Here is a 23,580-nt window from a genome sequence, read left to right as displayed (position 1 = left end):
ACCCATGACCACCGAATCCAAATGCCCGTTCCACGCTTCCGCCGGCGGCGGCACCGGCAACCGCGACTGGTGGCCCAACCAGTTGCGCCTGGACCTGCTGAACCAGCACTCCGCACGCTCCAATCCGCTGGATGACGGCTTCGACTACGCCGCCGCCTTCAAGAAGCTGGATTACCACGCGCTGAAGAAGGACCTGCGCGACGTGATGACCGATTCGCAGGATTGGTGGCCGGCAGACTTCGGTCACTACGGCGGCCTCTTCATCCGCATGGCGTGGCACAGCGCCGGCACCTACCGTATCGGCGACGGGCGTGGCGGCGGTGGCCGCGGGCAACAGCGCTTCGCACCGCTCAACAGTTGGCCCGACAACGTCAGCCTGGACAAGGCGCGGCGATTGCTGTGGCCGATCAAGCAGAAGTACGGCCAAGCCGTCTCGTGGGCGGACCTGATGATCCTGGCCGGCAACGTCGCGCTGGAAACGATGGGCTTCCGCACCTTCGGATTCGGCGGCGGACGCGAGGACGTGTGGGAACCGGACCAGGACGTGTACTGGGGCCGTGAGACCACGTGGCTGGGCGGCGACCTCCGTTACGCGCACGGCTCCGAGGGCGTCGAGAAGCCGACGGATGAAGGCGTGCTCGTGTCCGACGACAACGCCGATGGCGACGTGCATTCGCGCCGGCTGGAGAACCCGCTCGGCGCCGTGCAGATGGGCCTGATCTACGTGAACCCGGAAGGCCCGGACGGCAATCCCGATCCGCTGCTCGCGGCGAAGGACATCCGCGACACCTTCGGTCGCATGGCGATGGACGACGAAGAGACCGTCGCCCTGATCGCCGGTGGCCATACCTTCGGCAAGACGCACGGCGCCGGTCCGGCCGACAACGTCGGTGCGGAACCGGAGGCGGGCGAGCTGGAGCAGCAAGGCTTCGGCTGGCACAACAAGTTCGGCAGCGGCAAGGGCGGCGACACCATCACCTCGGGCATCGAGGTCACCTGGACGCAGACGCCCACGCTGTGGAGCAACAAGTTCTTCGAGAACCTGTTCGGCTTCGAGTGGGAACTGGAGAAGTCGCCGGCAGGTGCCCACCAGTGGGTCGCGAAGGATGCACCGGAAGACGTACCGTTCGCGCACGACAAGACGAAGAAGCAGCGGGTCAAGATGCTGACCACCGATCTGTCGCTGCGCTTCGATCCGATCTACGGCCCGATCTCCAAGCGCTTCCTGGAGAACCCGCAGGCCTTCGCCGATGCGTTCGCACGTGCGTGGTTCAAGTTGACCCACCGCGACATGGGCCCGCGCGTGCGTTATCTCGGCCCGGAAGTGCCCAAGGAAGAACTGGTCTGGCAGGACCCGCTGCCCAACGCCGACTACGCCACCATCGATGCCGCCGACGTCGATGCGCTGAAGGCCAAGATCGCCGCATCAGGCCTGTCCGTGGCCGAGCTGGTCTCGACCGCGTGGGCCTCGGCGTCGACGTTCCGCGGTGGCGACAAGCGCGGCGGCGCGAACGGTGCACGCATCCGCCTGGCACCGCAGAAGGACTGGGCCGTCAATCGACCGGAGCAACTGGCGAAGGTGCTCAAGGCGCTGGAGCGCATCCAGATGGAGTTCAACCTGGATGCCAGCGGTGGCAAGAAGGTGTCGCTGGCCGATCTGATCGTGCTCGCCGGCGGCGTCGGCGTTGAGCAGGCCGCGAAGGCCGGCGGCGTCTCGCTCACGGTGCCCTTCCGCCCCGGCCGTACCGACGCACGCCAGGACCAGACCGATGTGGAATCGTTCGCCGTGCTGGAGCCGTTCGCCGACGGTTTCCGCAACTACCTCAAGGGTCGCTCGGCCGTCCCGGCCGAACATCTGCTGGTGGACAGGGCGCAGTTGCTGACGCTCACCGCACCCGAACTGACGGCGCTGGTCGGCGGCTTGCGCGTACTCGGCGCCAACGCGGATGGCGGCGATGCGGGCGTACTCACTGACAGGCCCGGCACGCTCAGCAACGATTTCTTCGTCAACCTGCTCGACATGGGCACGGAATGGAAGGCCACGGGCGCGAACAGCTACGCCGGCCAGGACCGCAAGACCGGCGCGAAGAGGTGGAGCGGAAGCCGCGCGGACCTGGTGTTCGGCTCCAACGCCGTGTTGCGTTCGCTCGCCGAGGTCTATGCCAGTGCGGATGGCAAGGACAAGTTCGTGAAGGACTTCGCCGCGGCATGGGTGAAGGTGATGGAGTTGGACCGCTTCGACCTGCGCTGATTCCGCTGTACGCAGCATCGCGACGCCGCATGGCCCCTGGGGTCGTGCGGCGTTGCTGTTTCCGCCGGTCGGCCCATCGTAAATGTGAGTCGGTGAGCGCTCAGATTGGCGCTAGCATCATCCGCGACTTCCCACCCCCGTCCAGGAGGACGAACGCACGATGAGCAACGCTTCCCTCGCAGAAGAACTCTTCGCCCAGTTGCAGGGCGCGCCGATGCAGCAGGTCTCCCAACAGCTCGGCATCGGCCAGATGCAGGCCTCCAGCGCCGTCGGCGCGGCATTGCCGTTGCTCCTGGGCGCACTGGGCAGGAATACGGCGCAACCCCAGGGCGCGGAAGCGCTGTTCGGCGCCCTGCAGCGCAACCACAGCGGCCTGGACCTCGGCAGCGTGCTGGGCGCGGTGCTCGGTGGCACGGCGTCGCCGCAGGCCAACGGTGCCGGCATCCTCGGCCACGTCTTCGGCGGCCAGCAGAACCGGGCCGAACTCGGCCTGGGCCAGGCGACCGGCCTCGGTGGCGAACGGGCGGGCCAGCTGTTGAAGATCCTCGCCCCGATCGTGCTCGCCTTCATCGCCCAGCGCATGAGCCAGGGCAGCGCGCAGAACAATCCGCTGGGCTTGGCGGAAGTGCTGGGCCAGGAACAGCGCCAGGTGCAACAGCAGGGCGGCCTGGGCGGCGGTCTGCTCGGCGCTGTGCTGGACCAGGATGGCGACGGCCAGCTGGGCCTGGGCGACATCCTGAAGATCGGCAGCGGCATGTTCGGCGGCAGTCGCTGAGCAACGCGCCCGTCCGCAGAAGAAGGGCGCCTCGGCGCCCTTCTTCTTTACATCGCATCGATATCGCCCAGCGCGCGGATCAAGCGCCGCGCACGCTTGTCGGGCTTGGACTGTGGTGCCTGGTAGCCGGTGCGTTCTGCACGGCGCTGGGCCAGGGCCGCCTCGCGCCGCAGGCGTGAGGCTTCGGATTCGAGGTACAGCGCCTGCGCGACCGGCGCCGGTCCGCGCTGGTCGCTGATTCCGCGCACTTCGACCTCGTGGACCTCATCGCCGCGCGCGATCACCAGCACATCGCCCACGCGCACCGCGCGAGACGACTTGGCGCGCTGGCCGCCCACATCGACCTTGCCCGTTTCGACGGCCTGCTTGGCCAAACTGCGGGTCTTGAAGAAGCGCGCGGCCCAGAGCCAGACATCGAGCCTGACGGCTTCCGCTGAAGGATCCTGTTTCTGCATCGGACGTGGGGAACCTGATTCCGGGCCCGTAGCGTGAATGTGGCGCCGGACACAGCGGCATCTTGCCATTCGCGCGATGCCTGGAAAAGCGAACCACCGTCGGATCGGGCGCCCGCGTCGGGAAGTTCGAGGCTGGCGCCGCTACGGCACTTCGTAAAGCCCCGCCTTGTTCGCGATGGTGCGCGACAGCTCCACGCTCCGGGGCGCGGCAAGGCCTCCGTACTGCGCATCCAGCCGTGCCAGCAGCCGCTGGGCATCATCGAGTTTGCCTTCCTCGACTTTCTCCGCGACCACGTCCAGCTGCGCACTGATGTGCCGGGCCAGGCTGGCCATGCAGGCGGCGGCATCGGCCGCCGCCTCCACCGGGCGCTCCAGCTCATTCATCACCCTCCTGAAGCCACGCCCATCCGGCACCCAGTGCTCCACTCCGTTCTGGGGCACGAGCCGGATACCCTGCATGCACAACGCCTCCAGATTCTTCCGCGTGCGCGAGTCCTTCGCGCGATTGGGGAAATCGTTGCCACCGGTGGAGAACACGAAACGCGTCTGTCGCTGCATCAGGTGGGAAAGCGTCGCGGATGGAAGGGTGAACCCGCTTTCGCCTCCCAGCGAATCGCTGCCACCGACCAGGAACACGCCACGGAAGACATCCGGATACGCCATCGCCACTCTCTGCGCGGTACGCGAACCTCCGGAGAAGCCGCCGACGTAGACCCGTTCCGCGTCGATGGCGTACTTGCTGCGCACGTAGTCGTAGCCATGCAGGGCCAGCGGCACGCGCCTGTCGAAGATGTTCTCGACATTGCTCGACCGGCGCGACGCGACATAGATGATGTGCTCCTCGCGGAACACTCTCCACCAGCCCTCCGGCACCTGGATATCGTCGGCAGGCCAGATGAACACCATGACCCCGTATTTGCCGTTCGCGTCGGGCTCCGGCACGAACAGCTCGAACGGCTCCTCGCCCACCGCGATGGTCTGCTCCTTGAAGCTGAAATCGACCTTGTCGCGGAATTTGTCGATGCGATCCTGCGTCACCGGCGTAAGGAGGCGGGACGTCAGTTCGGATGCCGATGCCAGCGGCGAGAGAGCATCCAGCGTGAAACTCTTGCTGGGCGAGTTGGCGGCGGACAGTCCGCTCGCCAGGAGCATCCCGGTGATCGCCGCGAGGATTCGGAACAGCTGCGGCATCGGCACATTCCTCGGCATACAGGCGCTCGTGTGGATGGCGGGAGACCCTGACGGAACGCTGGGCGATCAAGTTTCAACACGGAACGCCCAAACGCAAACGGCCACCCGAAGGTGGCCGTCTGGGTGCGCTTGCCGCGAGGATTACTCGGCGGCGGCAGCGGCCGCCTGGCGTGCAGCCTTGGCGGTGGCGTTGGCGGCCAGGTCTTCCTTGATGCGGGCAGCCTTGCCCTGCAGGTCACGCAGGTAGTACAGCTTGCCGGCGCGGACCTTGCCGCGGCGCTTCACTTCGACCGAGTCGATGGTGGCGCTGTGGGTCTGGAACACGCGCTCGACGCCGTAGCCGTGCGAGATCTTGCGGACGGTGAAGGCGGAGTTCAGGCCGGCGTTCTTCTTGGCGATGACGACGCCTTCGTACGCCTGCACGCGCTCGCGGTTGCCTTCCTTGACCTTCACGTTGACGACGACCGTGTCACCGGGGCCGAACGCGGGCAGCTCGCGCGTGATCTGGGAGGCTTCGAATTCCTGGAGGAGCTTGCTCATGTTGGCACCAATGCTTGTATGCGTGATCGTGTCTTGCGACAGCGGAAACTGATGCGGTCGCAGAATTGCGCCGCACGATATTGTTATGGGGTCCGAAGGCGTGAACCGCCCAAGGGTCGCGCATTCTACCGGATTTCCCCTCCGGGTGGCTACCCTGCCCCGTCCTGGCCTGCCAGGCCGGCCCTGAAGGCTTCCAGCAGCAGCCGGTCGGCCTTCGACAGACCCGCCTCGTCCAGCAGATCCGGGCGGCGGAGCCAGGTCCGGCCCAACGCCTGCTGCCGGCGCCAGCGCGCGATGGCCGCATGGTCGCCGGAACGCAGCACGGCTGGCACATCGCCCAGCGCATGGCTGGACGGCTGGGTGTAATGCGGGCAATCCAGCAGTCCGTCGCCCTCGAAGCTGTCCTGGACCGCGGATTCGGCATCGTTCAGCGCCCCCTCCTGCAGCCGGCCGACAGCATCGATGACCACGGCGGCCGCCAGTTCACCGCCTGACAGCACGTAGTCGCCGATCGACAGTTCCTCGTCCACCTCGGCCTCGAGGAAGCGCTCGTCCACGCCCTCGTAGCGCCCGCACAGCAGGATCATCCGCGGCAGGGCGGCCAGCTCGCGCGCCTTCTTCTGGGTGAGCGGCGCGCCCTGCGGGCTCATGTAGATCACCGGTGCAGGGGCCGGATCTGCCGCTCGGACCGCCGCCAGGCAGGCCTGCAAGGGCTCGATCAGCATCACCATGCCAGGGCCGCCACCGAACGGCCGGTCATCCACGCGGCGATAGCCACCGGTGGCGTAGTCGCGCGGGTTCCAGCCGTGCAGCGACAGCAGTCCTCGCTCCTGCGCACGCCCCACCACGCCCACGGCCGCGGCCTGGGCGATGAAGTCGGGAAACAGGGTCATGACGTCGATGCGCATGGCGATCGGCTGCGGCTCGTTGGGGAAGCAGGGTAACCGCCAAGGCGGTCGGCGGCGACCGCTAGAACCCGGGGTCCCAGTCCACCGTCACCACGCCCGCCTCGAAATCCACCGAGCGGACGAAATCGGGTTCGACGAAGGGAATCAGCCTTTCGCGGTCGCCACGCGCCACCAGCACATCGTTCGCGCCGGTGGAGAACAGGTGCGAAACGGTGCCGAAATCGGTGCCGTCGGCATTCACTACACGCAGGCCCTCCAGGTCCACCCAGTAGAACTCGCCGGGCTGCGGCGGCGGCAATGCCGACCGCGGGACGTGGATCTCGATACCATGCAGCGCTTCGACGGCGTCGCGATCTTCCACCTCGGGCAGCGTGGCCACCAGATGCTTGCCGGACGCCTTGCCACGCACGCCGGTGAGCTCGCGCTCGCCACCACGCGCATCGCGGAGCGTCCAGGGCTGATAGCGGAAAATCGCGTCGCGCGGCTCGGTCCAGGATTCGATCTTCACCTGGCCGCGCACACCAAAAGCGCCCAGGAACCTGCCCAGCAGAATCGTTTTCTGCGGGTCGGTCGGGCGCTCTTGGCTCATGCGAAAAGGCCGCGCGCGGGGCGCGGCCGGACCACTCAGGCCGCCGGAGCGGACTTGGTGGCTTCCTTGTACAGGTTGCGGACCTTCTCGGTCAGCTGGGCGCCGTTGCCGACCCAATGGTCGACGCGCGCGATGTCGAGTTCGACACGCTTTTCGTTACCGGCGGCGACCGGGTTGTAATAACCCACGCGCTCGATGTTGCGGCCGTCGCGCGCGCTGCGCGAGTCGGTGACGATGATGTGGTAGAACGGACGCTTCTTCGCGCCGCCGCGGGTGAGACGGATCTTGACCATGGTGTTTTCCAGTGTTGCCCAGTCGCCAGAATGGCGAGGTAAGCCGGCTATTCTAAGCCATTGAATCGGTCAGGAAAACCCACCCGGGATCCCCCGCCCCCATGGTCAGACCAGCGGATCCCATCGCAGCGCGTCCAGCGCCCCTGCCAACCGCGCCATCAGGGCGGTATCAGCGCCCCATGCGACGGCGTCCACGGCCACTACCGGCTGTAACCCACTGGCATTACAGGCAAAAGCGGCCTGGAAACGCGCCAGATCACCCTGGCGAACCGGCACAGATCGCTGCGAGACACCCCCGCGGGCGAGGGCGACCTGGAGCAACCGTTCGGCCGTGCCCCGAAGCGCCGGCCCTTCGGGCCAGGTGACGGTTTCGCCGTCCCACAGGCCCAGGTTCCAGATCGAACCCTCCACCACCTGCCCCGCCGGATCGACGAACAGCGCGTCGTCGAATCCGTCCGCCAGGGCCTGCCGGCGGTAATGGAACAGCGGGAACGTGCCCACATGCTTGAACTGCGGCAAGGGGCGCACGAACGGGTATGTCTTCACCCGTAGCGCCGGCTTTTCCGCCGCGGACGGGGGCGACAACGTGACCAGGACGTCCGGCACGACGGCACGCGCGGGATCGCGGTAATCGAAGTGCATGGAGAACACGGTGATGCGCACCGACGCATCACGCAGGCCGGCCGATTCCAGCGCGTGCGCCGCCTGCCGCAAGGCCGCACCGCCATCGAGCGACGTGCCGAACAACGCCCGTGTGGCGTCTTCGAGCCGCTGGATGTGCAAGTCACGGCCCTGGATTGCACCGTCGCGCACCTGCATCGAGGTGAAGTGGCCGTAGTTGGCCAAGGCCAGCGCACGCAGCGCGTCCGCGAGGGCCGGTTCACCGTTGAGGAAAGCGAGGGTCATGCGGGCCGGATCTCCGCTTCAATCACATGCGGGAGCGACGCAAGTCGCGATGAACGGAGACAAGATCGCGACTTGCGTCGCTCCCACGGCAAGCGAAAGCATCAGCGGAACGGCATACCGCCGCGGCCGCCCATCATGCTCTTCATGTTGCGCATCATGCCCTTCATGCCGCCGCCGGCCAGCTTGCCCATCATCTTTTCCATCTGCTGGTACTGCTTCATCAGCTTGTTGACGTCGGCCGGCGTCAGTCCCGCGCCCTTGGCGATGCGCGAGCGGCGCGAGCCGTTCAGCAGCGCCGGGTTGCGGCGCTCCTTCTTCGTCATCGAGTTGATGATGGCGATCATGCGCGGCACTTCCTTGCCCTGTTGCACCTGCTGCTTCACGTGCTCGGGGATCTGGCCCATGCCGGGCAGCTTGTCCATCAGGCCGCTGATGCCGCCCATGTTCTGCATCTGCTCCAGCTGGTCGCGCATGTCGTTGAGGTCGAACTTCTTGCCCTTGATGACCTTGGCGGCGAGCTTTTCGGCCTTCTCGCGGTCGACGTTCTGCTCGACCTGCTCGACCAGCGACAGCACGTCGCCCATGTCGAGGATGCGGTTGGCCACGCGCTCGGGATGGAACACGTCCAGGCCGTCGGGCTTCTCGCCCACGCCGATGAACTTGACCGGCTTGCCGGTGATGTAGCGCACCGACAGCGCCGCGCCACCGCGCGCATCGCCATCGGTCTTGGTCAGCACCACGCCGGTCAGCGGCAGCGCTTCGCTGAAGGCCTTGGCGGTGTTGGCGGCATCCTGGCCGGTCATCGCATCGACGACGAACAGCGTCTCCACCGGCTTGACCGCCGCGTGCAGCGCCTTGATCTCGGCCATCATGGCCTCGTCGATCGCCAGGCGGCCGGCGGTGTCGACCAGCAGCACGTCGACGAAGGACTTGCGCGCATCGTCGATGGCGGCGCGGACGATGTCCTCCGGCTTCTGCCCGGCGTCGGACGGGAAGAACAGCACGTCCACTTGCTCCGCCAGCGTCTTCAGCTGCTCGATTGCAGCCGGACGGTAGACGTCCGCGCTGACCACCATCACCTTCTTCTTGCGCTTCTCGCGCAGGTGCTTGGCCAGCTTGCCGACGGTGGTGGTCTTGCCCGCGCCCTGCAGGCCGGCCATCAGGATCACGGCCGGCGCCGGCACGTTGAGGTTCAGGTCGCTGGCCTGCGACCCCATCACCGCGGTCAGCTCGTCGCGGACCACCTTGATCAGCGCCTGGCCCGGCGTCAGCGACTTCAGCACTTCCTGGCCGACGGCGCGCACCTTGATGCGCTCGATCAGCGCCTGCACCACCGGCAGGGCCACGTCGGCCTCCAGCAGGGCGATGCGGACCTCACGGGTGGCCTCGCGGATGTTCTCCTCGCTCAGGCGGCCACGGCCGCGCAGGCGTTCGATGGTGCCGGAGAGTCGCTGGGTCAGGGATTCGAACATGGAAGCAGGCACGCCAGGGGAAAACGGATGCCGATTATAGCGGCCCCGCCCCCCGCCTCCTCCTCGCGCGACGCGGGCCGCCTTCGCCCCTGCGCCGGCGCCGTCCGCTGTGCGACACTCCCCCGATGACAGTCATTCTCATCGCCGTTGCGCTCTATCTGTTGGCCGCCGGCCTGCTGGTCCGCTCCGTGGCCCGCGACAGGGGGGAGACGTCGCGGCCCTGGCTGTGGCCGGCGCTGGTCGCGGTGGTGCTGCACGGCGCCTACCACCTGCTGGTGGCCTGGCGCACGCCCGGTGGGCCGGACATGCATTTCTTCGCCGCGCTGTCGCTGGTGGCGCTGGGCATGGCGGCGATGACGCTGCTGGTCGCCATTCAGGGCCGGATGGCCGCACTGGGCGTGGTGGCGTTCCCGCTGGCCGCCGTCCTGCTGGCGGCTTACCACTTCTACGGCCACCAGGCCTCCAGCGGACTGGACTGGCGCCTCCAGTTGCACGCCTGGCTGGCGCTACTGGCCTACGCCGCCCTGGCCATCGCCGCGCTGCTGGCGGTGATGCTGTGGGCACAGGAGCGCGCCCTGCGCCGGCGCGAATTCCACGTCTGGCTGCGCGCCCTGCCCCCGCTGACGGAACTGGAAGATCTGCTGTTCCGCACGATCACGGTCGGATTCATCCTGTTGACCGCCACGCTGCTGACCGGCGTGCTGTTCGTCGAGAACTTCCTGGTCCAGAAGCTCACCCACAAGACCGTGCTCAGCGTGTTGTCGTGGCTGGCCTTCGGCGGCCTGCTGGTCGGCCGCTGGCGCTACGGCTGGCGCGGCGCCAAAGCGGTGCATTGGACCCTCACCGCGATGGTTCTGCTGTTGCTGGCGTTCTTCGGCAGCAAGTTCGTCTACGAGATGGTGTTGAGGCGCGGTTGAGTACACGCCTGGGCGATCGCATCCTGAAGGTCGATCACGCAGGCGAGCACGGCGCGGTCAACATCTATCGCGCGCAGATCCTGGTGGCGCGCTGGACGGCACCGCACATGACGCCGGTACTTCGGCATTTCCTCGAACACGAACGGGGGCATCGCGCCCTGTTCTCGAATGCGCTTCAGGTTCGCGGTGTCCGTCGCTGTCGCAGCTACGTGCTGTGCGGCGTCGGTGGCTGGACGCTGGGGCTGGTGACCGGCCTGCTGGGGCCCTCCGCCATCGCGGCCACCACCTTCGCCGTCGAAAGCGTGGTGTTGCAGCATCTGATGGAGCAGCAGCGGCACCTCGAGCCGATTGACTCAGAGGCCTTCGAGGCCGTGTCGCGCATCGTGGCCGAAGAACAGGAACACCACGATCACGGTCGCGACACGATGCAGGCCGGCGCCTTCTGGCCGCCGATCCTGACCCCCGTCGTGCGCGCTTCGACGGAAGCGGTGATCTGGCTGGGAATGCGTCTTCAGACAGCGCGCAGACCGGCTAGCGTTCGACCGGACGCCACCCTTCCGGGGTGGCAATGAACAGCGCATCGCTTACCGCATACGCCGCATCGCCCCACATTTTCCTGGTCAGCGCCTCGAGTTGAGCGACCGCCTCCGGATTGCTGGAGTCGACGAACAGCAACAGGTCGCGGGCCGGCACCGACACCATGGGAGGCCCCGCCATCCGCGCCCGCTCCCCGTTCCAGAAATCGTCGAACAGCAGGATCGACGCTTCGTAGGAGCCTCCGGCGGCCACCATGGAGAACACCTCCTCGCGGTACACCTCGATCTCCGGCATCTGTCGCTTCAGGTTGGCGACTGCGAGGGGTCGCAACCCGGAGCGGTCGAGCCCGGCGGCCTCCAGGTCGCTCTTGTTCAGATAGCGAATGCGGGTGGGCATGTCCTGCGCGTAGAAGACCAACAGGTCGGCGTTCAACCGCTCATAGATGCCCTCATAGGGCTTTCCCTGTTCCTTGGCCAACCGCTCCATCTCCGCCAACCAATCGTTGCCCTTGATCACGGCGACGACTTCTTCCCGCTTTACCGGTGCTTCGGGCAGCGGCTCCGTGTAGGAGGCGATGTAGCGCTCCAGTAGGGCGGGCCTGCCGTCCACCTGCTCAGCCAGGTAGAGCGTGTAGATGTTGTTGAGATAGATCCGCGCATCTTCGCCCGAGGCCGGAACCAGGTTCAGCTCCAGCGGCGCCATGACCTCGACCTTCACGCCCGGCATCCGCTCTCGCACCATCTCCGCCACCTGCCGCGTGAACACCTCGGCTGACATGGCCTTGTCGGCCGCGTACGCGTACGCGCACGCCAACAACAGGCAGAGCATTAGACCGCCCGCCACCATCAGCACCTCTTTCAGCATGTCGTCTCCCCATTCCATGGTCAGCCCCTGGCGGCGCGTGCGTTCTGTTCTACCCGAGTGACCCTACTCCGCCGCCGCCTCCAGCGCCTGCGACAGCCGTTCCACCGCCACGACTTCCAGGCCCTTGAACGTGCCCGACTTCGGCGCGTTGCCCTTGGGCACGATGGCGCGCTTGAAGCCGTGCGTGGCCGCTTCGCGCAGGCGTTCCTCGCCGTTGGGCACGGGGCGGATCTCGCCCGAGAGGCCCACTTCGCCGAAGGCGATGGTTTTCTCGGCCAGCGGACGGTCGCGCAGCGAGGACAACACCGCCAGCAGCACCGGCAGGTCGGCCGCGGTTTCCTGCACGCGGATGCCGCCGACGACATTCACGAACACGTCCTGGTCGCCCACCACCACGCCGCCGTGCCGATGCAGCACGGCCAGCAACATCGCCAGGCGATTCTGTTCCAGGCCCACCGCCACGCGACGCGGATTGGACAGCGGCGAACTGTCGACCAGCGCCTGCACTTCCACCAGCAGCGGGCGTGTGCCCTCGCGGGTGACCATCACGCAGCTGCCGGGCTGCTGCGCGCTGCCGGAGAGGAAGATCGCCGACGGATTCGGCACTTCCTTCAGGCCCTTCTCACCCATCGCGAACACGCCCAGTTCGTTCACCGCGCCGAAGCGGTTCTTGAACGCACGCAGCACGCGGAAGCGGCTGCCGCTCTCGCCTTCGAAATACAGCACCGCATCGACCATGTGCTCGAGCACGCGCGGGCCGGCGATGCCGCCTTCCTTGGTCACGTGGCCGACCAGGAACACGGCGGTGCCGGTCTCCTTGGCGTAGCGCACCAGCCGGGCGGCGCTCTCGCGCACCTGGCTGACCGAGCCCGGCGCGGCGGTCAGCGATTCGGTCCACAGGGTCTGCACGGAGTCGGCGACGATCAGTTTCGGCCGGGCCACCGAGGCGTGCTGCAGGATGGTCTCGATGCCGGTCTCGGCCAGGGCCTGCAGGTTGTCCAGCGGCAGATCCAGCCGCACGGCGCGACCGGCGACCTGGGCCAGCGATTCTTCGCCCGTCACATACAGGGCCGGCAGGCTGGCCGACATCCGGGCCAGGGCCTGCAGCAGCAGGGTGGATTTGCCGATGCCGGGGTCGCCGCCCACCAGCACCACGGCGCCCTCCACCAGGCCGCCGCCCAGCACGCGGTCGAACTCGCCGATACCGGTGGTCACGCGCGCTTCTTCGCTGTGGCGCACGTCCTTCAGGGCGGTGATCTTCGGGGCCTCGGCCTTGCCGGCCCAGCCCGAGCGGCGGGCGGCGGGCGGCGCGCCGGCGGCGGCGGCGGTCTCGAGCACGATCTCACTCAGCGAATTCCAGGCCCCGCAATCGGCGCACTGGCCCTGCCATTTGCTGTGGTCGGCCCCGCATTCGGCGCAGACGTAGGCGATGCGGGACTTGGCGGAGGTCTTGGCCACGGGAAACCTGTCGGGACGGCGAGCGGCTACTGTATCGGCCCGCCGTCTCCGCAGGCGAGACCCGGAAAAAACAAAGCCCCGCCGAAGCGGGGCCTTGTCACAACTGGTGCCGGAAATAGGAATCGAACCTACGACCTACGCATTACGAATGCGCCGCTCTACCAACTGAGCTATTCCGGCGGAGCCGCGAATTTTAGGGGTTGGGGTGGGGGCGGGTCAATGCGGGGGGGTGGTGGGTGTGGTGGGAAGCCGCTGGGAAGCCGGGGGCCTTAGCAAATCACCACGCTCGATAGCGCCGAGAGGAGAGAGTTGGACTTCATCTAGCCCTTCTTGGAATCGCGGTCCGCTTGGATCTGTGCAACCAGCGCCACAAGTATCCGTGCCTCTGTCTGAACTCCCTGCCAGTCGCCATGGGGTGGGAACAAGCGATCGGTATCAAGACCACGACGTACCATCACCGAATTCAATTGGTCGGCAAAAATGTTAGCTGCCAGTTCTGGGCGGCTATCTCGACACAATGCTGCAGCTTTGAACTCATCGACTAGTTGCCCCATCACGGCCGGTATGGCCTGAGAGTCTGGAGTGGAGCCGTCAACGGGCTCAACATGCAACGCCACGCGCTCCAATGCGTGATTTTCCTCCGTCGGAAGTCTGGCAAGAATCTCTTTCAACAGCGCTTGTCTGGACATCTCAGGGAACGCATCACCGAAGGCATGATCGAGCCTATTACGAAAGAACTCTATGCAAACCTCCTTCTTATCCTCCTGGGCAGCAAGTTGAGCGAGCCCATCCCGTGCACTCGCACGGCCATGAGTCGCACAACCAAGCAGAGCGACCAGCAAGACACCGAAAGTGATTGAACGAATCATTAGTCGCAGCCCCCGAAACAGGGAAACAGGGAAACAGGGAAACAGGGGTCAGAGTACCTTTTCCTTGTACGTACTCGATATGCGCGTCGTCGGGCAATTCATCAATCATCGCATCGATGAGCGCTTGGCGCGGCTTACCCTGAGACAGCGCCCTGGCACGGAATGTGAGCGCCCCCATCAATGGCAAACCAGCATCGACGCTACTGCAGCCCTGATGTCACCCATCGCTGGGATACGCCCCACTGCAAGTACAAATCAGCGGGCATCCCTGGCATCGGAGCGTCTTAGGTCGGGGCATGGGGCGGGGCTGGTCAACGTGGGGAGCCCGAGCATCTCCGCCATCGCTTCATCCCTGCCTCACGCATGCTACGTCGCCGCCCCATGTGCAGAGGACAGGCTTACAGGCGTCCTCCCGACACGCCCTCTCCTTCCATGTCGTCCATTGCAGGCCATGCGGCCGCCGGCATCACCGTTTATCTCTCCAGCCGCGGACACGGCCGTGCGCCGTCGAAACCCGCGCTCGGACTATCGGTGTTCCTCGCCACATGCCCCGACCTGGACTACCTGGCGGTCTGGCTATTCGGGTATTCCGCAAATCCCCGCTTCACCCACAGCCTGCTATTCGCGTTGGCGATCACGACCCTCGTCCGTGTGGGGCTAAACCGATACAAGGAATTCCATCTGCCGGTCACGGCACTGGCGGCGGCGAGCCTGTCCCATCCCCTGCTCGACTTGCTGGTGGGGGCGCATCCGGTACCGCTGTTGTGGCCGCTGTCCATCGAAGTATCGATCCCCTTCGGGGTCCTTCCGAGTGCAGGATCGCTGGACCCCACCAATCGCTACCTGTGGCGGAACCTGCTCATTGAACTGGGGGTGCTGCTTCCGGTGTTCGCCGTATGGATCGTCGTCGCTCGTGGCAACGCCTGCCGCAAGACGTTGGCGAGCGGAATCCTCGTCGCCCCGATCTGGCTGCTCTTCGTCGCCTGGTCCGTCGGCCTGTCCCGATGAGCCCGCTCCCTTTGAGTGGAAGCAAGGCCATCGCATCAAATGGTTCCGCCCAAAAAATAGGGGTCGGGGGTCGGAGTGCCTTTCCCAGACCGGCGACATGCCCCTGAAGCACCTGATGCCTGCCACCTGCTTGATGCGGGCGCCACGCTGACTCAGGCCGTCGCCCTCGCCGCTTCGTCGATGAGCGCCGCAACATCCTTCGCACGTGATGCCAGCGACGCATGACTCGCGTCCAGGGTGATCACCTTGCGCGCATCCATGCGGCCGGACATGCGCTGCTGGTTTTCCGGCGCAATCATCCGGTCCTTGCTGGATATCTGGTACCAGTTGGGTTTGTGTTTCCACGCCGGATCGGTGATCGCGTCACCAAACGTGCCCGCCAGCGGTGCCTTCTGGGTGACCGCCATGACGAAGCCCTCATCCGCCGGGAGATCCTGGCAGAAGCTCTCGTGGAATTTGTCGGGCTTCAGCCACAGATAGCCATCGCTATCGGGCGCCAGATTGGGCGCTGCCTCGGGGAGATGCTCCTGGGTGATGGCCCCTGGGCTCTCGCCTGCGTCGGGAGCGAACGCCGCGATGAACACCAGCGCCTTCACGTTCGGCAGATTGCCTGCCTGGGTGATGACGGCGCCCCCGTAGGAATGTCCCACCAGCACGACCGGGCCGTCGATCTGGGCCACCATCTTGCGGGTTCGCTCCGCATCGTCCGCCAGGGACGTCAGAGGATTCTCGACCGCGCGGATGTCGGTGTGCCCCAGCGCTTTCAGTTCGAGGATGACGCGGGTCCAATGCGCCGCGCCGCCCCAGAAGCCATGCACCAAAACGATCGCCGGCTTGCTCATGACCTGCTCCCAAGGTTCGACGGAAGCACGCACCGGAGCGCGCGTGAAGCGCCCGGCGCCATTCCCGTCATCGCAACCCCTGCGGATTGAAGTGTCCTCCGCTGCGGTTAAGTTGGAGTGATGCGGCCGCAGGATCAACCTATGGCCCTTGAGTCATTCCAGAGACGCAGCCCGAAACGACACCCAGTCGGTGCGAGCAACATCCACATCACCTGAAACCAGTAAGGCCCTGAACAAGTACTGCTCATTGGGGGCTAGGCAGCGAGTTGCTGTAAGAGCGGTCAACTGAACGGACAGGACCATCTTTTCACCGGGGGGTACAGACACACGCGATCCAGTGCCCACATAGTCCAGGTAACCACAAGGTGGAATGATCGTTCCGTCAGCTTGCGCCACTTCCACTTTGACCGAAGATTCGATACCCAGTCCGAACAACCGATCATCAACAACCAGCACGTCTGGAGATCTGTTGCTCACGGCAATTGCGAACTCTTTCCCTGTAATAAGCTCGACTTCAACGCCTGAACCAGGCGGCTTACAGGCCCATAGAAGGGCGGCAGACGCCAGCACAACAAGCAGGCGGAAACAGCGCGATTGCGAGACAACCAGACGATTCATTTGCCCCCCTTGGAATCTCACTATTCTCCCGCGGGCTTGGGCACTCCTGCGCGCACCTTCAACAAGGTGCTGGAGCGATGACACTCCTCCAAACAGTTGCAAACCCTGCGGATCGCAGGGCCCTACGCCAAGCCGACGTCGACTAGAAGCACAACCCATGCTGCTTCGCCAGCACCGCCTTCTCAGGATCCGTGCGCACCAGATAGTCGCAGACCAGGCTTTTGCCGTAATCGGACGACACCTGCTGCGCCTCGGCCGAGTTGATGTAGGCGATGGTCTTCTTGAAACACGGCGCTTCGAACATGGCCGCAATGCCTTCCTTCTTCTGGTCGGGCAGCTTTTCCAGTTCCGGCAGCAGCGCATCGAGCGTGGCGGCCCTGCGGCCGGCCTCGGCCAGGGCGAGTCCGCTGTCCGATGCGATCAGGGCCAGGCAGTGCTCGGCCTCCTGCGGCGACAGTTGGCGCGCCAACGGTACGTCGAGCCGCATCGCCAGCGTGTCGACGTCGAAGGCCGCGAGCGCGCCTTCCATCATCGCCTTCTCCACCGGATCGGCAGGCATCTGTTCGCGCATGGCCTGCACGATCACTTCGTCGCCACGGAATACTTCGAACAGGTAGGTCACCAGCTTCGCCGACCCTTGCGGCGCGGTCGTCTGGGCCATCACGGCGCCGCACATGCACAGCAACGCGGCTCCCGCCGTCATCATCGAACGCTTCATCAAATCCCCTTGTCATCCCCGCGTGCGGCAGCCCGATGACATCCCGGCTGCCTTTGCATCCACAGCGCCCCGACACGGCGCGCCTCCCCTGGATGCACGGTCGATATTAGGCGGCGTGCCGACCCCAGAACAAGCGCGCGCGTCGGGATCAACGTGCGGCGGCGGCGCTCGCCGGTGGCGCGGCCTTCAGCTCGCGCCAGGCGGCGCGCAGCACGCGCGAGGACGAGCGCAGGAACATCACCAGCAACGCGGCGGCGATCAGCAAATCGGGCCACCCGGCCCCGAACGCCCAGACCAGCGCAGCGGCCAGCAGCACCGCGCCGCCTTCGAAGATGTCGTTGCGCGAGCATTCCCACGCCGAGGCCATGTTGACGTCGCCGGTGCGGTACGGCGTGAGCAGCCACAGGCAGGCGACGTTCGCCACCAGGTTCAACGCAGCGGCGATGCCCATGCCTTCGAACAGCGGCACCGCGGGATTCGCCAGCCGCCACGCGATCTGCACGCCCACCGCGACGGCGGCGCCGAGGATCAGCAGACCCTTGAAGAACGCGACCTTGGCCTTCGCGCGCAACGATGCGCCCACCACCGCCAGGCTGATCGCATAGGTCAGCGCATCACCGAGGTTGTCGAGGCTGCCCGACAGCAGCGACGACGAATGCGCACGCCAGGCGGCGAACATCATCATCGCGAAGGTGGCCAGGTTGATGGCCAGCACCAGGCGCAGCACGCGACGTTGCTTCGCCTCCAGCGCGGCGACATCGACGACCTTCCCGCAACCGCAGCATTCGGACATGACGATACCGTTCGCTATTCGACGATGACGCGCCGGCTCAGCCGACCAGCTGCAGCCGCAGTTCCTTGGGCAAGGCGAACACCATGTTCTCGGGTTCGCCGTCCAGTTCGCTGACGCCGGCGGCGCCGAGGTCGCGCAGGCGCTGGATGACGCCGTCGATCAGTACGTCCGGTGCGGAGGCGCCGGCGGTGACGCCAATGCGCTGCTTGCCATCGATCCAACGCGGGTCGATCTCGTGCGCGCCATCGATCAGGTACGACTCCACGCCGTCGCGCTCGGCCAGCTCGCGCAGGCGGTTGGAGTTGGAGCTGTTCGGCGAACCGACCACGAGCACCAGGTCGCACTGCTTGGCCAGGTCGCGCACGGCATCCTGGCGGTTCTGGGTGGCGTAGCAGATGTCGTCGTTCTTCGGCCCGTGGATGGCCGGGAAACGCGCCTGCAGCGCCTGGATGATGCCCACCGTATCGTCCACCGACAGCGTGGTCTGGGTGGTGTAGAACAGGTTCTCGGGCTGGCTGACTTCCAGCGTGGCCACCTGGTCGATGTCCTCCACCAGGTAGATCCGCCCTTCCCCGCCCTCGCGGTTCCACTGGCCCATCGTGCCTTCCACCTCGGGGTGGCCGGCGTGGCCGATCAGCACCACGTCGCGCCCGGCGCGGCAGTGGCGCGCCACTTCCAGGTGCACCTTGGTGACCAGCGGGCAGGTCGCATCGAAGACTTTCAATCCGCGCCGCGTGGCTTCGCCGCGCACCGCCTGCGAAACGCCATGCGCGCTGAAGATGACGGTGGCACCGTCCGGCACTTCGTCGAGTTCTTCCACGAAGATCGCGCCGCGCTGCTTCAGGTCGTCGACGACGAAGCGGTTGTGCACCACTTCATGGCGCACGTAGATCGGTGCGCCCAGCGTCTCGATGGCGCGCTTGACGATCTCGATGGCGCGGTCGACACCGGCGCAGAAACCACGGGGATTGGCGAGCAGGACGTCCATAAAACCGATCTTACCGAAGACAGGGAGACGAAAAGGTAAATGTGTTGCCGGCGCCGATCCCGCATGGCACCTCCGCCCCTCGCCCGCCTGCGGGAGAGGGGACGGGGTGAGGGCGAACCACCGCGATGCGCTTCGCAAGGTGGGTCTTGGCCCGCCGCTCGATGACGCACCGACGGCAGGCCAAGGCCCGCCCTACGTCAATCTTTCTTCTTGCCTTCGAACAGGCCGAACAGCGCAATGCCGATGGCCCCGCCCACGACCGCGCAGTCGGCGATGTTGAACGCCGGCCAGAAGTGGTCGCGCCAGTGCCACTGGATGAAATCGATCACGTGGCCGTGGATCTGGCGGTCGATCACGTTGCCCAGCGCACCGCCGATCACCAGCGCGTACGGCAGCGCCTGGCGCCAGTCGCCCCGGCGCGTGCGCGACAGCCAGTAGCCCAGCAGGCCGCTGATGCCCACCGCGAGCACGGTGAAGAACCAGCGTTGCCAGCCGCCCGCATCGGCCAGGAAGCTGAATGCCGCGCCGGTGTTGTAGGTGCGGAACCAGTTCCAGAAGCCGTCGATCACCGGGATCGCGGTGTATTCCGGCAGCGACGCCAGCACCCAGGCCTTGGACCACTGGTCCAGCACGATGACGATGGCCGACAGCAGCAGCCAGGCCAGGGCATTGGGTTTGGGGTGTTTGCTCATCACATTCCTATGAGGGTGACCTGTAGGAGGGGCTTCAGCCCCGATGCTTCTCGGTGAGAGCGTCGGGGCTGAAGCCCCTCCTACAGGAGAAGGTCAGAACCAGTAGCGATCCTCGCCGGCACCGTCGATGTTGGTCACGCAACGGCCGCACAGCTCCGGATGTTCGGCATGCGCGCCGACATCGGCGCGGTAATGCCAGCAGCGCACGCACTTGCTCTTGGTGGTCGGCGTGGCGAGCACGAAGACCTCGTCGGCGCTGACTTCGGAGACGGTGACGTCGCCGCTGATGAAGAAGAAGCGCAGTTCTTCGGCCAGCGGCTGCCACTTGGCAGCGGTGGCGGCGTTCACCGACACCGCGATCTCCGCTTCCAGCGCGGCACCGATCAGGCCGTTGGCGCGCATCGGCTCCAGCACCTTGGCGACCTGTTCGCGCAGGGCCAGCAGTTGGTCGAAGTCGGCGGCGTTCAACGTGGCGTCGGCCGGCAACGGCGCCAGGCCGTCGTACCAGGTGGCGAACAGCACGTTGCCGGTGCGCTCGCCGGGCAAGTAGCCCCACATCTCGTCGGCGGTGAAGCTCAGTACCGGCGCGATCCAGCGCACGAAGGCTTCGGCGATGCGGTACATCGCGCTCTGCGCGCTGCGACGACCGCGCGAATCCTCTCGCATCGTGTACAGGCGGTCCTTGGTGACGTCCAGGTACAGCGAGCCGAGGTCGACGCTGCAGAAGTTCAGCAGCGCCTGCACGATCTCGGCGAAGTCGTAACGGTCGTAGGCGGCCTTGATCTTCTCCTGCACCTCAAAGGCGCGGTGCACGATCCAGCGGTCCAGCGCGACCATGTCGGCCGGCGCCACCAGGTCGCGCGCGGGATCGAAGCCGTTGAGGTTGCTGAGCAGGAAGCGCGCGGTATTGCGCAGGCGACGATAAGCGTCGGCGTTGCGCTTCAGGATTTCCTGCGACAGCGACATCTCGTTGCTGTAGTCGGCGCTGGCGATCCACAGGCGCAGGATGTCCGCGCCGAGGGTCTTCATGATGTCCTGCGGCTCGATGCCGTTGCCCAGCGACTTGGACATCTTGCGGCCATGCTCGTCCACGGTGAAGCCATGGGTGAGGCACTGCCTGTAGGGCGCGGCCTTGTCGATCGCCACGCCGGTCAGCAGCGAGGACTGGAACCAGCCGCGATGCTGGTCGGAACCTTCCAGATAGAGGTCGGCCGGCTTGGGGATGCCGCGTTCCAGCAGCACGGCTTCGTGCGTGACACCGGAATCGAACCAGACATCGAGGATGTCGGTGATCTTGTCGTAGTCCTTCGCTTCATCGCCCAGCAGCTCGGCCGCGTCCAGCGTGTACCAGACATCGACGCCGCCCTGCTCCACGCGGTCGGCGACCGCACGCATCAGCTCGACGCTGCGCGGATGCGGCTCGCCGGTCTCGCGATGCACGAACAGCGCGATCGGCACGCCCCAGGTGCGCTGGCGCGAGATGGTCCAGTCCGGACGGCCATCGACCATGCCGGCGATGCGGGCTTCGCCCCACTGCGGGAACCAACCGACCTGCTTGATCGCTTCCAGCGCGTCGGCGCGCAGGTGGGCTTGCTCCATCGAGATGAACCACTGCGGCGTGGCGCGGAACGCGATCGGCGTCTTGTGCCGCCAGCAATGCGGGTAGCTGTGTTCCATCTTGCTGAAGGCGAGCAGCACGCCGCTCTGCTTCAGCACATCGATGATGACGTCGTTGGCCTTCCAGATGTGCAGACCGGCCAGCTCCACGCCATGCGCGGCCGGCGTGGACGGCAGGTAGACGCCGCGGCCATCGACCGGGTTGAGCTGCGCGGCGGTGTACTTGTCCAGCAACCCGTACTGCTTGCTGACGACATAGTCTTCCTGGCCGTGGCCGGGTGCGGTGTGCACGGCGCCGGTACCGTCTTCGGCCGAGACGTGGTCGCCCAGCAGCACGGGGATGTCGCGCGTGTCGTAGAACGGATGCGCGAACAGCAGGCCTTCCAGCGCACTGCCCTTCACCCGCGCGTGCACGACCACGTCGGTGACGCCGTAGCGCTGCAGTGCGCGCGCCGCGAGCGCATCGGCCAGCACCAGCCAGCGACGCTTGCCGTCGTGCGCAGGGCCTTCGACCAGGGCGTATTCCAGCTCGCCGCCAATGGAGATCGCCAGCGACGCGGGCAGCGTCCACGGGGTGGTGGTCCAGATCGGCAGCGCGACCTCGACATCCGCCGGCACCGTGGCACCAAACGCCGTCGCCACCGCTTGCGCATCACGCGCGGCGTAGGCGACATCGACGGCGGGCGACACCTTGTCGGCGTACTCGATCTCCGCCTCGGCCAGCGCCGAGCCGCAATCGAAGCACCAGTGCACCGGCTTCACGCCGCGGGTCAGGTGGCCGTTGGCGACGATCTTGGCCAGCGCGCGGATCTCGTTCGCTTCGAAGCGAAAATCCAGCGTCTTGTACGGATTGTCCCAGTCGCCGATCACGCCCAGGCGCTTGAAGTCCTTGCGCTGGATATCGATCTGCGACTCGGCGTATTCGCGGCACTTCTGCCGGAACTCGACCGCATCCAGCTTCACGCCGACCTTGCCGAACTTCTTCTCGATGGCGATCTCGATCGGCAGGCCGTGGCAGTCCCAGCCCGGGATGTACGGCGCATCGAAGCCGGCCAGGTAGCGCGACTTGACGATGATGTCCTTGAGGATCTTGTTGACCGCATGGCCCAGGTGGATCGCGCCGTTGGCGTACGGCGGGCCGTCGTGCAGCACGAACAGCGGGCGGCCCTTGGCGTTCTCGCGCAGCTGCGCGTACAGGCCCTGGCTTTCCCAGCGCGCTAGCGTATCGGGCTCGCGCTTGGGCAGGTCGCCCCGCATCGGGAAATCCGTGGCGGGCAGATGGAGGGTCGCTTTGTAGTCCTGGCTCACGCCGTCGCTCGTTCTTTGTGTTCGGAAAGGAGTGCGCGCGCCTGGTCGGCATCGCGGTGCATCTGCTCGGTGAGGCTGGGCAGATCGGGGAATTTCAGTTCGTCGCGCAGCTTGGCGACGAATTCGACTTCGATATGGCGCCCGTAGAGGTCGCCGGCGAAGTCGAACAGATGGGCTTCCAGCAGCGGCTCGACGCCGTCCACCGTGGGGCGAGTGCCGAAGCTGGAGACCGAAGGCCACGGTGCATCGCCCACGCCGTGTACCCAGGTGGCGTAGATGCCGGACAGGGCGGGCGTCTTCGGGAAGCGCAGGTTGGCGGTGGGAAAGCCGAGCGTGCGGCCGAGCTGCTTGCCGCGCACGACCCGGCCGCCGATGGCGTAGGGACGGCCGAGCAGGCGGGTGGTCGTGGTGAAGTCGCCGCTTTTCAGGGCTTCGCGGATGCGGGTGCTGGACACGCGTTCGCCCTGCACTTCGACCGGCGCGATCGCGTCCGCACGGAAGCCCAGCTCGCTGCCCATCGCCTGCAGCAGGGCGACGTCACCGCCGCGGCGGTGGCCGAAACGGAATTCCGGGCCGATCCAGACTTCGCGGGCGGCCAGCCGGCCGACCAGCAGGGTGCGGACGAAGTCCTCGGCGGACATCGCCGAAAGCCTGGCATCGAAGCGCAGCAGGCCCACGTGATCGGCGCCCAGGTCCAGCAGGCCTTCGACCTTGGCGCGGGCCAGGGTCAGGCGCGGCGGCGGATGGTCCTTGGAGAAGAACTCGCGCGGCAGCGGTTCGAACGTGACCACCACGCACTCGACGCCCAGCGCTCGCGCACGCGCCACGGCATGCCGCACCAGCGCGCGGTGGCCCGAGTGAAGGCCATCGAAGGCGCCGATGCAGACCACGCTACCGTGCGGGCACAGAGACCCGCCATCGACGTCACGGAACAGCCTGCTCATGGAATCCTGTCAGAGCGGACCGGCCGA

At 66.3% G+C, this 23,580-nt stretch carries 24 protein-coding genes and 1 tRNA gene; 5 read left to right on the top strand and 20 right to left on the bottom strand.

Annotation, left to right across the window (positions count from 1 at the left end):
* Window positions 1–4 precede the first annotated feature (4 nt).
* On the top strand, window positions 5–2,251 hold the full coding sequence (gene katG / locus ASD72_RS02600) for a catalase/peroxidase HPI (protein WP_056878386.1): 2,247 nt from the start codon (window positions 5–7) through the stop codon (window positions 2,249–2,251).
* A gap of 160 nt (window positions 2,252–2,411) precedes the next feature.
* Window positions 2,412–3,026 (top strand): DUF937 domain-containing protein, encoded by a 615-nt coding sequence (locus ASD72_RS02595; RefSeq protein ID WP_056878385.1) that lies wholly within the window; start codon window positions 2,412–2,414, stop codon window positions 3,024–3,026.
* A 47-nt stretch (window positions 3,027–3,073) separates the two neighbouring features.
* Here the strand turns inward: ASD72_RS02595 and ASD72_RS02590 are convergent, their stop codons facing one another.
* From ASD72_RS02590 to ffh, 8 genes are all read right to left on the bottom strand, one after another.
* Window positions 3,074–3,481 carry a S4 domain-containing protein gene (locus tag ASD72_RS02590; protein WP_056878384.1) on the bottom strand — a complete coding sequence of 136 codons (408 nt, stop codon included), beginning with the start codon at window positions 3,479–3,481 and terminating at the stop codon, window positions 3,074–3,076.
* Between the two features lie 141 nt (window positions 3,482–3,622).
* Window positions 3,623–4,672 carry a PHB depolymerase family esterase gene (locus ASD72_RS02585; protein ID WP_056878383.1) on the bottom strand — a complete coding sequence of 350 codons (1,050 nt, stop codon included), beginning with the start codon at window positions 4,670–4,672 and terminating at the stop codon, window positions 3,623–3,625.
* Window positions 4,673–4,813: 141 nt separating this feature from the next.
* Window positions 4,814–5,212: a 50S ribosomal protein L19 gene (rplS, locus tag ASD72_RS02580; RefSeq protein WP_056878382.1), complete on the bottom strand. Its 399-nt coding sequence runs from the start codon at window positions 5,210–5,212 to the stop codon at window positions 4,814–4,816.
* A gap of 149 nt (window positions 5,213–5,361) precedes the next feature.
* The gene (gene trmD / locus ASD72_RS02575; RefSeq protein ID WP_056878381.1) at window positions 5,362–6,120 is read right to left on the bottom strand and encodes a tRNA (guanosine(37)-N1)-methyltransferase TrmD; all 759 of its coding nucleotides are present in this window, start codon (window positions 6,118–6,120) and stop codon (window positions 5,362–5,364) included.
* A 61-nt stretch (window positions 6,121–6,181) separates the two neighbouring features.
* Window positions 6,182–6,709 carry a ribosome maturation factor RimM gene (gene rimM, locus ASD72_RS02570; protein ID WP_056878380.1) on the bottom strand — a complete coding sequence of 176 codons (528 nt, stop codon included), beginning with the start codon at window positions 6,707–6,709 and terminating at the stop codon, window positions 6,182–6,184.
* A gap of 35 nt (window positions 6,710–6,744) precedes the next feature.
* Window positions 6,745–7,002: a 30S ribosomal protein S16 gene (rpsP, locus tag ASD72_RS02565; protein ID WP_056878379.1), complete on the bottom strand. Its 258-nt coding sequence runs from the start codon at window positions 7,000–7,002 to the stop codon at window positions 6,745–6,747.
* A gap of 105 nt (window positions 7,003–7,107) precedes the next feature.
* Window positions 7,108–7,908: an aminotransferase class IV family protein gene (locus tag ASD72_RS02560; RefSeq protein ID WP_056878378.1), complete on the bottom strand. Its 801-nt coding sequence runs from the start codon at window positions 7,906–7,908 to the stop codon at window positions 7,108–7,110.
* 101 nt (window positions 7,909–8,009) lie between these two features.
* Window positions 8,010–9,380 carry a signal recognition particle protein gene (ffh, locus tag ASD72_RS02555; RefSeq protein ID WP_056878377.1) on the bottom strand — a complete coding sequence of 457 codons (1,371 nt, stop codon included), beginning with the start codon at window positions 9,378–9,380 and terminating at the stop codon, window positions 8,010–8,012.
* A gap of 125 nt (window positions 9,381–9,505) precedes the next feature.
* Between ffh and ccsA the strand changes: the two genes are divergently transcribed.
* Together ccsA and ASD72_RS02545 are read left to right on the top strand one after the other, a co-directional pair.
* Window positions 9,506–10,297, top strand: a complete 792-nt coding sequence (gene ccsA / locus ASD72_RS02550) for a cytochrome c biogenesis protein CcsA (protein ID WP_056878376.1) — start codon at window positions 9,506–9,508, stop codon at window positions 10,295–10,297.
* Window positions 10,294–10,869 (top strand): demethoxyubiquinone hydroxylase family protein, encoded by a 576-nt coding sequence (locus ASD72_RS02545; RefSeq protein WP_200948797.1) that lies wholly within the window; start codon window positions 10,294–10,296, stop codon window positions 10,867–10,869. The genes ccsA and ASD72_RS02545 overlap by 4 nt, the downstream gene beginning before the upstream one ends.
* Here the strand turns inward: ASD72_RS02545 and ASD72_RS02540 are convergent.
* The 4 genes from ASD72_RS02540 to ASD72_RS20770 all read right to left on the bottom strand — a co-directional run bounded on the left by ASD72_RS02540 (window position 10,829) and on the right by ASD72_RS20770 (window position 14,025).
* Window positions 10,829–11,716 carry a DUF1444 family protein gene (locus tag ASD72_RS02540; RefSeq protein WP_081420081.1) on the bottom strand — a complete coding sequence of 296 codons (888 nt, stop codon included), beginning with the start codon at window positions 11,714–11,716 and terminating at the stop codon, window positions 10,829–10,831. The genes ASD72_RS02545 and ASD72_RS02540 overlap by 41 nt on opposite strands.
* 45 nt (window positions 11,717–11,761) lie before the next feature.
* Window positions 11,762–13,156 (bottom strand): DNA repair protein RadA, encoded by a 1,395-nt coding sequence (gene radA, locus ASD72_RS02535; RefSeq protein ID WP_056878374.1) that lies wholly within the window; start codon window positions 13,154–13,156, stop codon window positions 11,762–11,764.
* 104 nt (window positions 13,157–13,260) lie between these two features.
* Window positions 13,261–13,336 (bottom strand) — tRNA-Thr (locus ASD72_RS02530).
* Window positions 13,337–13,476: 140 nt separating this feature from the next.
* Window positions 13,477–14,025, bottom strand: a complete 549-nt coding sequence (locus ASD72_RS20770) for a hypothetical protein (RefSeq protein ID WP_155944424.1) — start codon at window positions 14,023–14,025, stop codon at window positions 13,477–13,479.
* Window positions 14,026–14,457: 432 nt separating this feature from the next.
* On the opposite strand from ASD72_RS20770, the gene ASD72_RS02520 reads away from it, so the two are divergent.
* A complete protein-coding gene (locus ASD72_RS02520) occupies window positions 14,458–15,033 on the top strand; it encodes a metal-dependent hydrolase (RefSeq protein ID WP_056878372.1) in 576 nt (191 codons plus the stop codon).
* A gap of 152 nt (window positions 15,034–15,185) precedes the next feature.
* On the opposite strand, the gene ASD72_RS02515 is transcribed toward ASD72_RS02520, so the two are convergent.
* The 8 genes from ASD72_RS02515 to ASD72_RS02485 form a co-directional block, all read right to left on the bottom strand.
* Window positions 15,186–15,875 (bottom strand): alpha/beta hydrolase, encoded by a 690-nt coding sequence (locus ASD72_RS02515; RefSeq protein WP_056878371.1) that lies wholly within the window; start codon window positions 15,873–15,875, stop codon window positions 15,186–15,188.
* A gap of 153 nt (window positions 15,876–16,028) precedes the next feature.
* Entirely contained in the window at window positions 16,029–16,493 is a 465-nt protein-coding gene (locus ASD72_RS20765; protein WP_155944423.1) for a hypothetical protein, read from the bottom strand.
* A gap of 142 nt (window positions 16,494–16,635) precedes the next feature.
* Window positions 16,636–17,211: a hypothetical protein gene (locus ASD72_RS02510; protein WP_056878370.1), complete on the bottom strand. Its 576-nt coding sequence runs from the start codon at window positions 17,209–17,211 to the stop codon at window positions 16,636–16,638.
* Window positions 17,212–17,359: 148 nt separating this feature from the next.
* Window positions 17,360–18,004 (bottom strand): cation transporter, encoded by a 645-nt coding sequence (locus ASD72_RS02505; RefSeq protein WP_056878369.1) that lies wholly within the window; start codon window positions 18,002–18,004, stop codon window positions 17,360–17,362.
* Between the two features lie 37 nt (window positions 18,005–18,041).
* Complete coding sequence (gene ispH / locus ASD72_RS02500; protein ID WP_056878368.1) at window positions 18,042–18,992, bottom strand: 4-hydroxy-3-methylbut-2-enyl diphosphate reductase; 951 nt, start codon at window positions 18,990–18,992, stop codon at window positions 18,042–18,044.
* Between the two features lie 197 nt (window positions 18,993–19,189).
* Window positions 19,190–19,684, bottom strand: a complete 495-nt coding sequence (lspA, locus tag ASD72_RS02495) for a signal peptidase II (protein WP_056878367.1) — start codon at window positions 19,682–19,684, stop codon at window positions 19,190–19,192.
* Between the two features lie 93 nt (window positions 19,685–19,777).
* The gene (ileS, locus tag ASD72_RS02490; protein WP_056878366.1) at window positions 19,778–22,609 is read right to left on the bottom strand and encodes an isoleucine--tRNA ligase; all 2,832 of its coding nucleotides are present in this window, start codon (window positions 22,607–22,609) and stop codon (window positions 19,778–19,780) included.
* The gene (locus tag ASD72_RS02485; RefSeq protein ID WP_056878365.1) at window positions 22,606–23,553 is read right to left on the bottom strand and encodes a bifunctional riboflavin kinase/FAD synthetase; all 948 of its coding nucleotides are present in this window, start codon (window positions 23,551–23,553) and stop codon (window positions 22,606–22,608) included. Before ASD72_RS02485 ends, ileS begins: the two co-directional genes overlap by 4 nt.
* Window positions 23,554–23,580 lie beyond the last annotated feature (27 nt).

Origin of the sequence: Pseudoxanthomonas sp. Root630 (assembly GCF_001427585.1) — a bacterium.
Taxonomy (GTDB): domain Bacteria; phylum Pseudomonadota; class Gammaproteobacteria; order Xanthomonadales; family Xanthomonadaceae; genus Pseudoxanthomonas_A.
The sequence above is the reverse complement of the archived record's forward strand: the minus strand, read 5'-3'. Positions and strand labels throughout refer to the sequence as shown.

Bases quoted from the DNA above. Each gene is read 5' to 3' on its own strand.
- katG (WP_056878386.1), top strand. From the start codon at position 5: ATGACCACCGAATCCAAATGCCCGTTCCACGCTTCCGCCGGCGGCGGC.
- ASD72_RS02595 (WP_056878385.1), top strand. From the start codon at position 2,412: ATGAGCAACGCTTCCCTCGCAGAAGAACTCTTCGCCCAGTTGCAGGGC.
- ASD72_RS02590 (WP_056878384.1), bottom strand. From the start codon at position 3,481: ATGCAGAAACAGGATCCTTCAGCGGAAGCCGTCAGGCTCGATGTCTGG.
- ASD72_RS02585 (WP_056878383.1), bottom strand. From the start codon at position 4,672: ATGCCGCAGCTGTTCCGAATCCTCGCGGCGATCACCGGGATGCTCCTG.
- rplS (WP_056878382.1), bottom strand. From the start codon at position 5,212: ATGAGCAAGCTCCTCCAGGAATTCGAAGCCTCCCAGATCACGCGCGAG.
- trmD (WP_056878381.1), bottom strand. From the start codon at position 6,120: ATGCGCATCGACGTCATGACCCTGTTTCCCGACTTCATCGCCCAGGCC.
- rimM (WP_056878380.1), bottom strand. From the start codon at position 6,709: ATGAGCCAAGAGCGCCCGACCGACCCGCAGAAAACGATTCTGCTGGGC.
- rpsP (WP_056878379.1), bottom strand. From the start codon at position 7,002: ATGGTCAAGATCCGTCTCACCCGCGGCGGCGCGAAGAAGCGTCCGTTC.
- ASD72_RS02560 (WP_056878378.1), bottom strand. From the start codon at position 7,908: ATGACCCTCGCTTTCCTCAACGGTGAACCGGCCCTCGCGGACGCGCTG.
- ffh (WP_056878377.1), bottom strand. From the start codon at position 9,380: ATGTTCGAATCCCTGACCCAGCGACTCTCCGGCACCATCGAACGCCTG.
- ccsA (WP_056878376.1), top strand. From the start codon at position 9,506: ATGACAGTCATTCTCATCGCCGTTGCGCTCTATCTGTTGGCCGCCGGC.
- ASD72_RS02540 (WP_081420081.1), bottom strand. From the start codon at position 11,716: ATGGAATGGGGAGACGACATGCTGAAAGAGGTGCTGATGGTGGCGGGC.
- ASD72_RS20770 (WP_155944424.1), bottom strand. From the start codon at position 14,025: ATGATTCGTTCAATCACTTTCGGTGTCTTGCTGGTCGCTCTGCTTGGT.
- ASD72_RS02520 (WP_056878372.1), top strand. From the start codon at position 14,458: ATGTCGTCCATTGCAGGCCATGCGGCCGCCGGCATCACCGTTTATCTC.
- ASD72_RS02515 (WP_056878371.1), bottom strand. From the start codon at position 15,875: ATGAGCAAGCCGGCGATCGTTTTGGTGCATGGCTTCTGGGGCGGCGCG.
- ASD72_RS20765 (WP_155944423.1), bottom strand. From the start codon at position 16,493: ATGAATCGTCTGGTTGTCTCGCAATCGCGCTGTTTCCGCCTGCTTGTT.
- ASD72_RS02510 (WP_056878370.1), bottom strand. From the start codon at position 17,211: ATGAAGCGTTCGATGATGACGGCGGGAGCCGCGTTGCTGTGCATGTGC.
- ASD72_RS02505 (WP_056878369.1), bottom strand. From the start codon at position 18,004: ATGTCCGAATGCTGCGGTTGCGGGAAGGTCGTCGATGTCGCCGCGCTG.
- ispH (WP_056878368.1), bottom strand. From the start codon at position 18,992: ATGGACGTCCTGCTCGCCAATCCCCGTGGTTTCTGCGCCGGTGTCGAC.
- lspA (WP_056878367.1), bottom strand. From the start codon at position 19,684: ATGAGCAAACACCCCAAACCCAATGCCCTGGCCTGGCTGCTGCTGTCG.
- ASD72_RS02485 (WP_056878365.1), bottom strand. From the start codon at position 23,553: ATGAGCAGGCTGTTCCGTGACGTCGATGGCGGGTCTCTGTGCCCGCAC.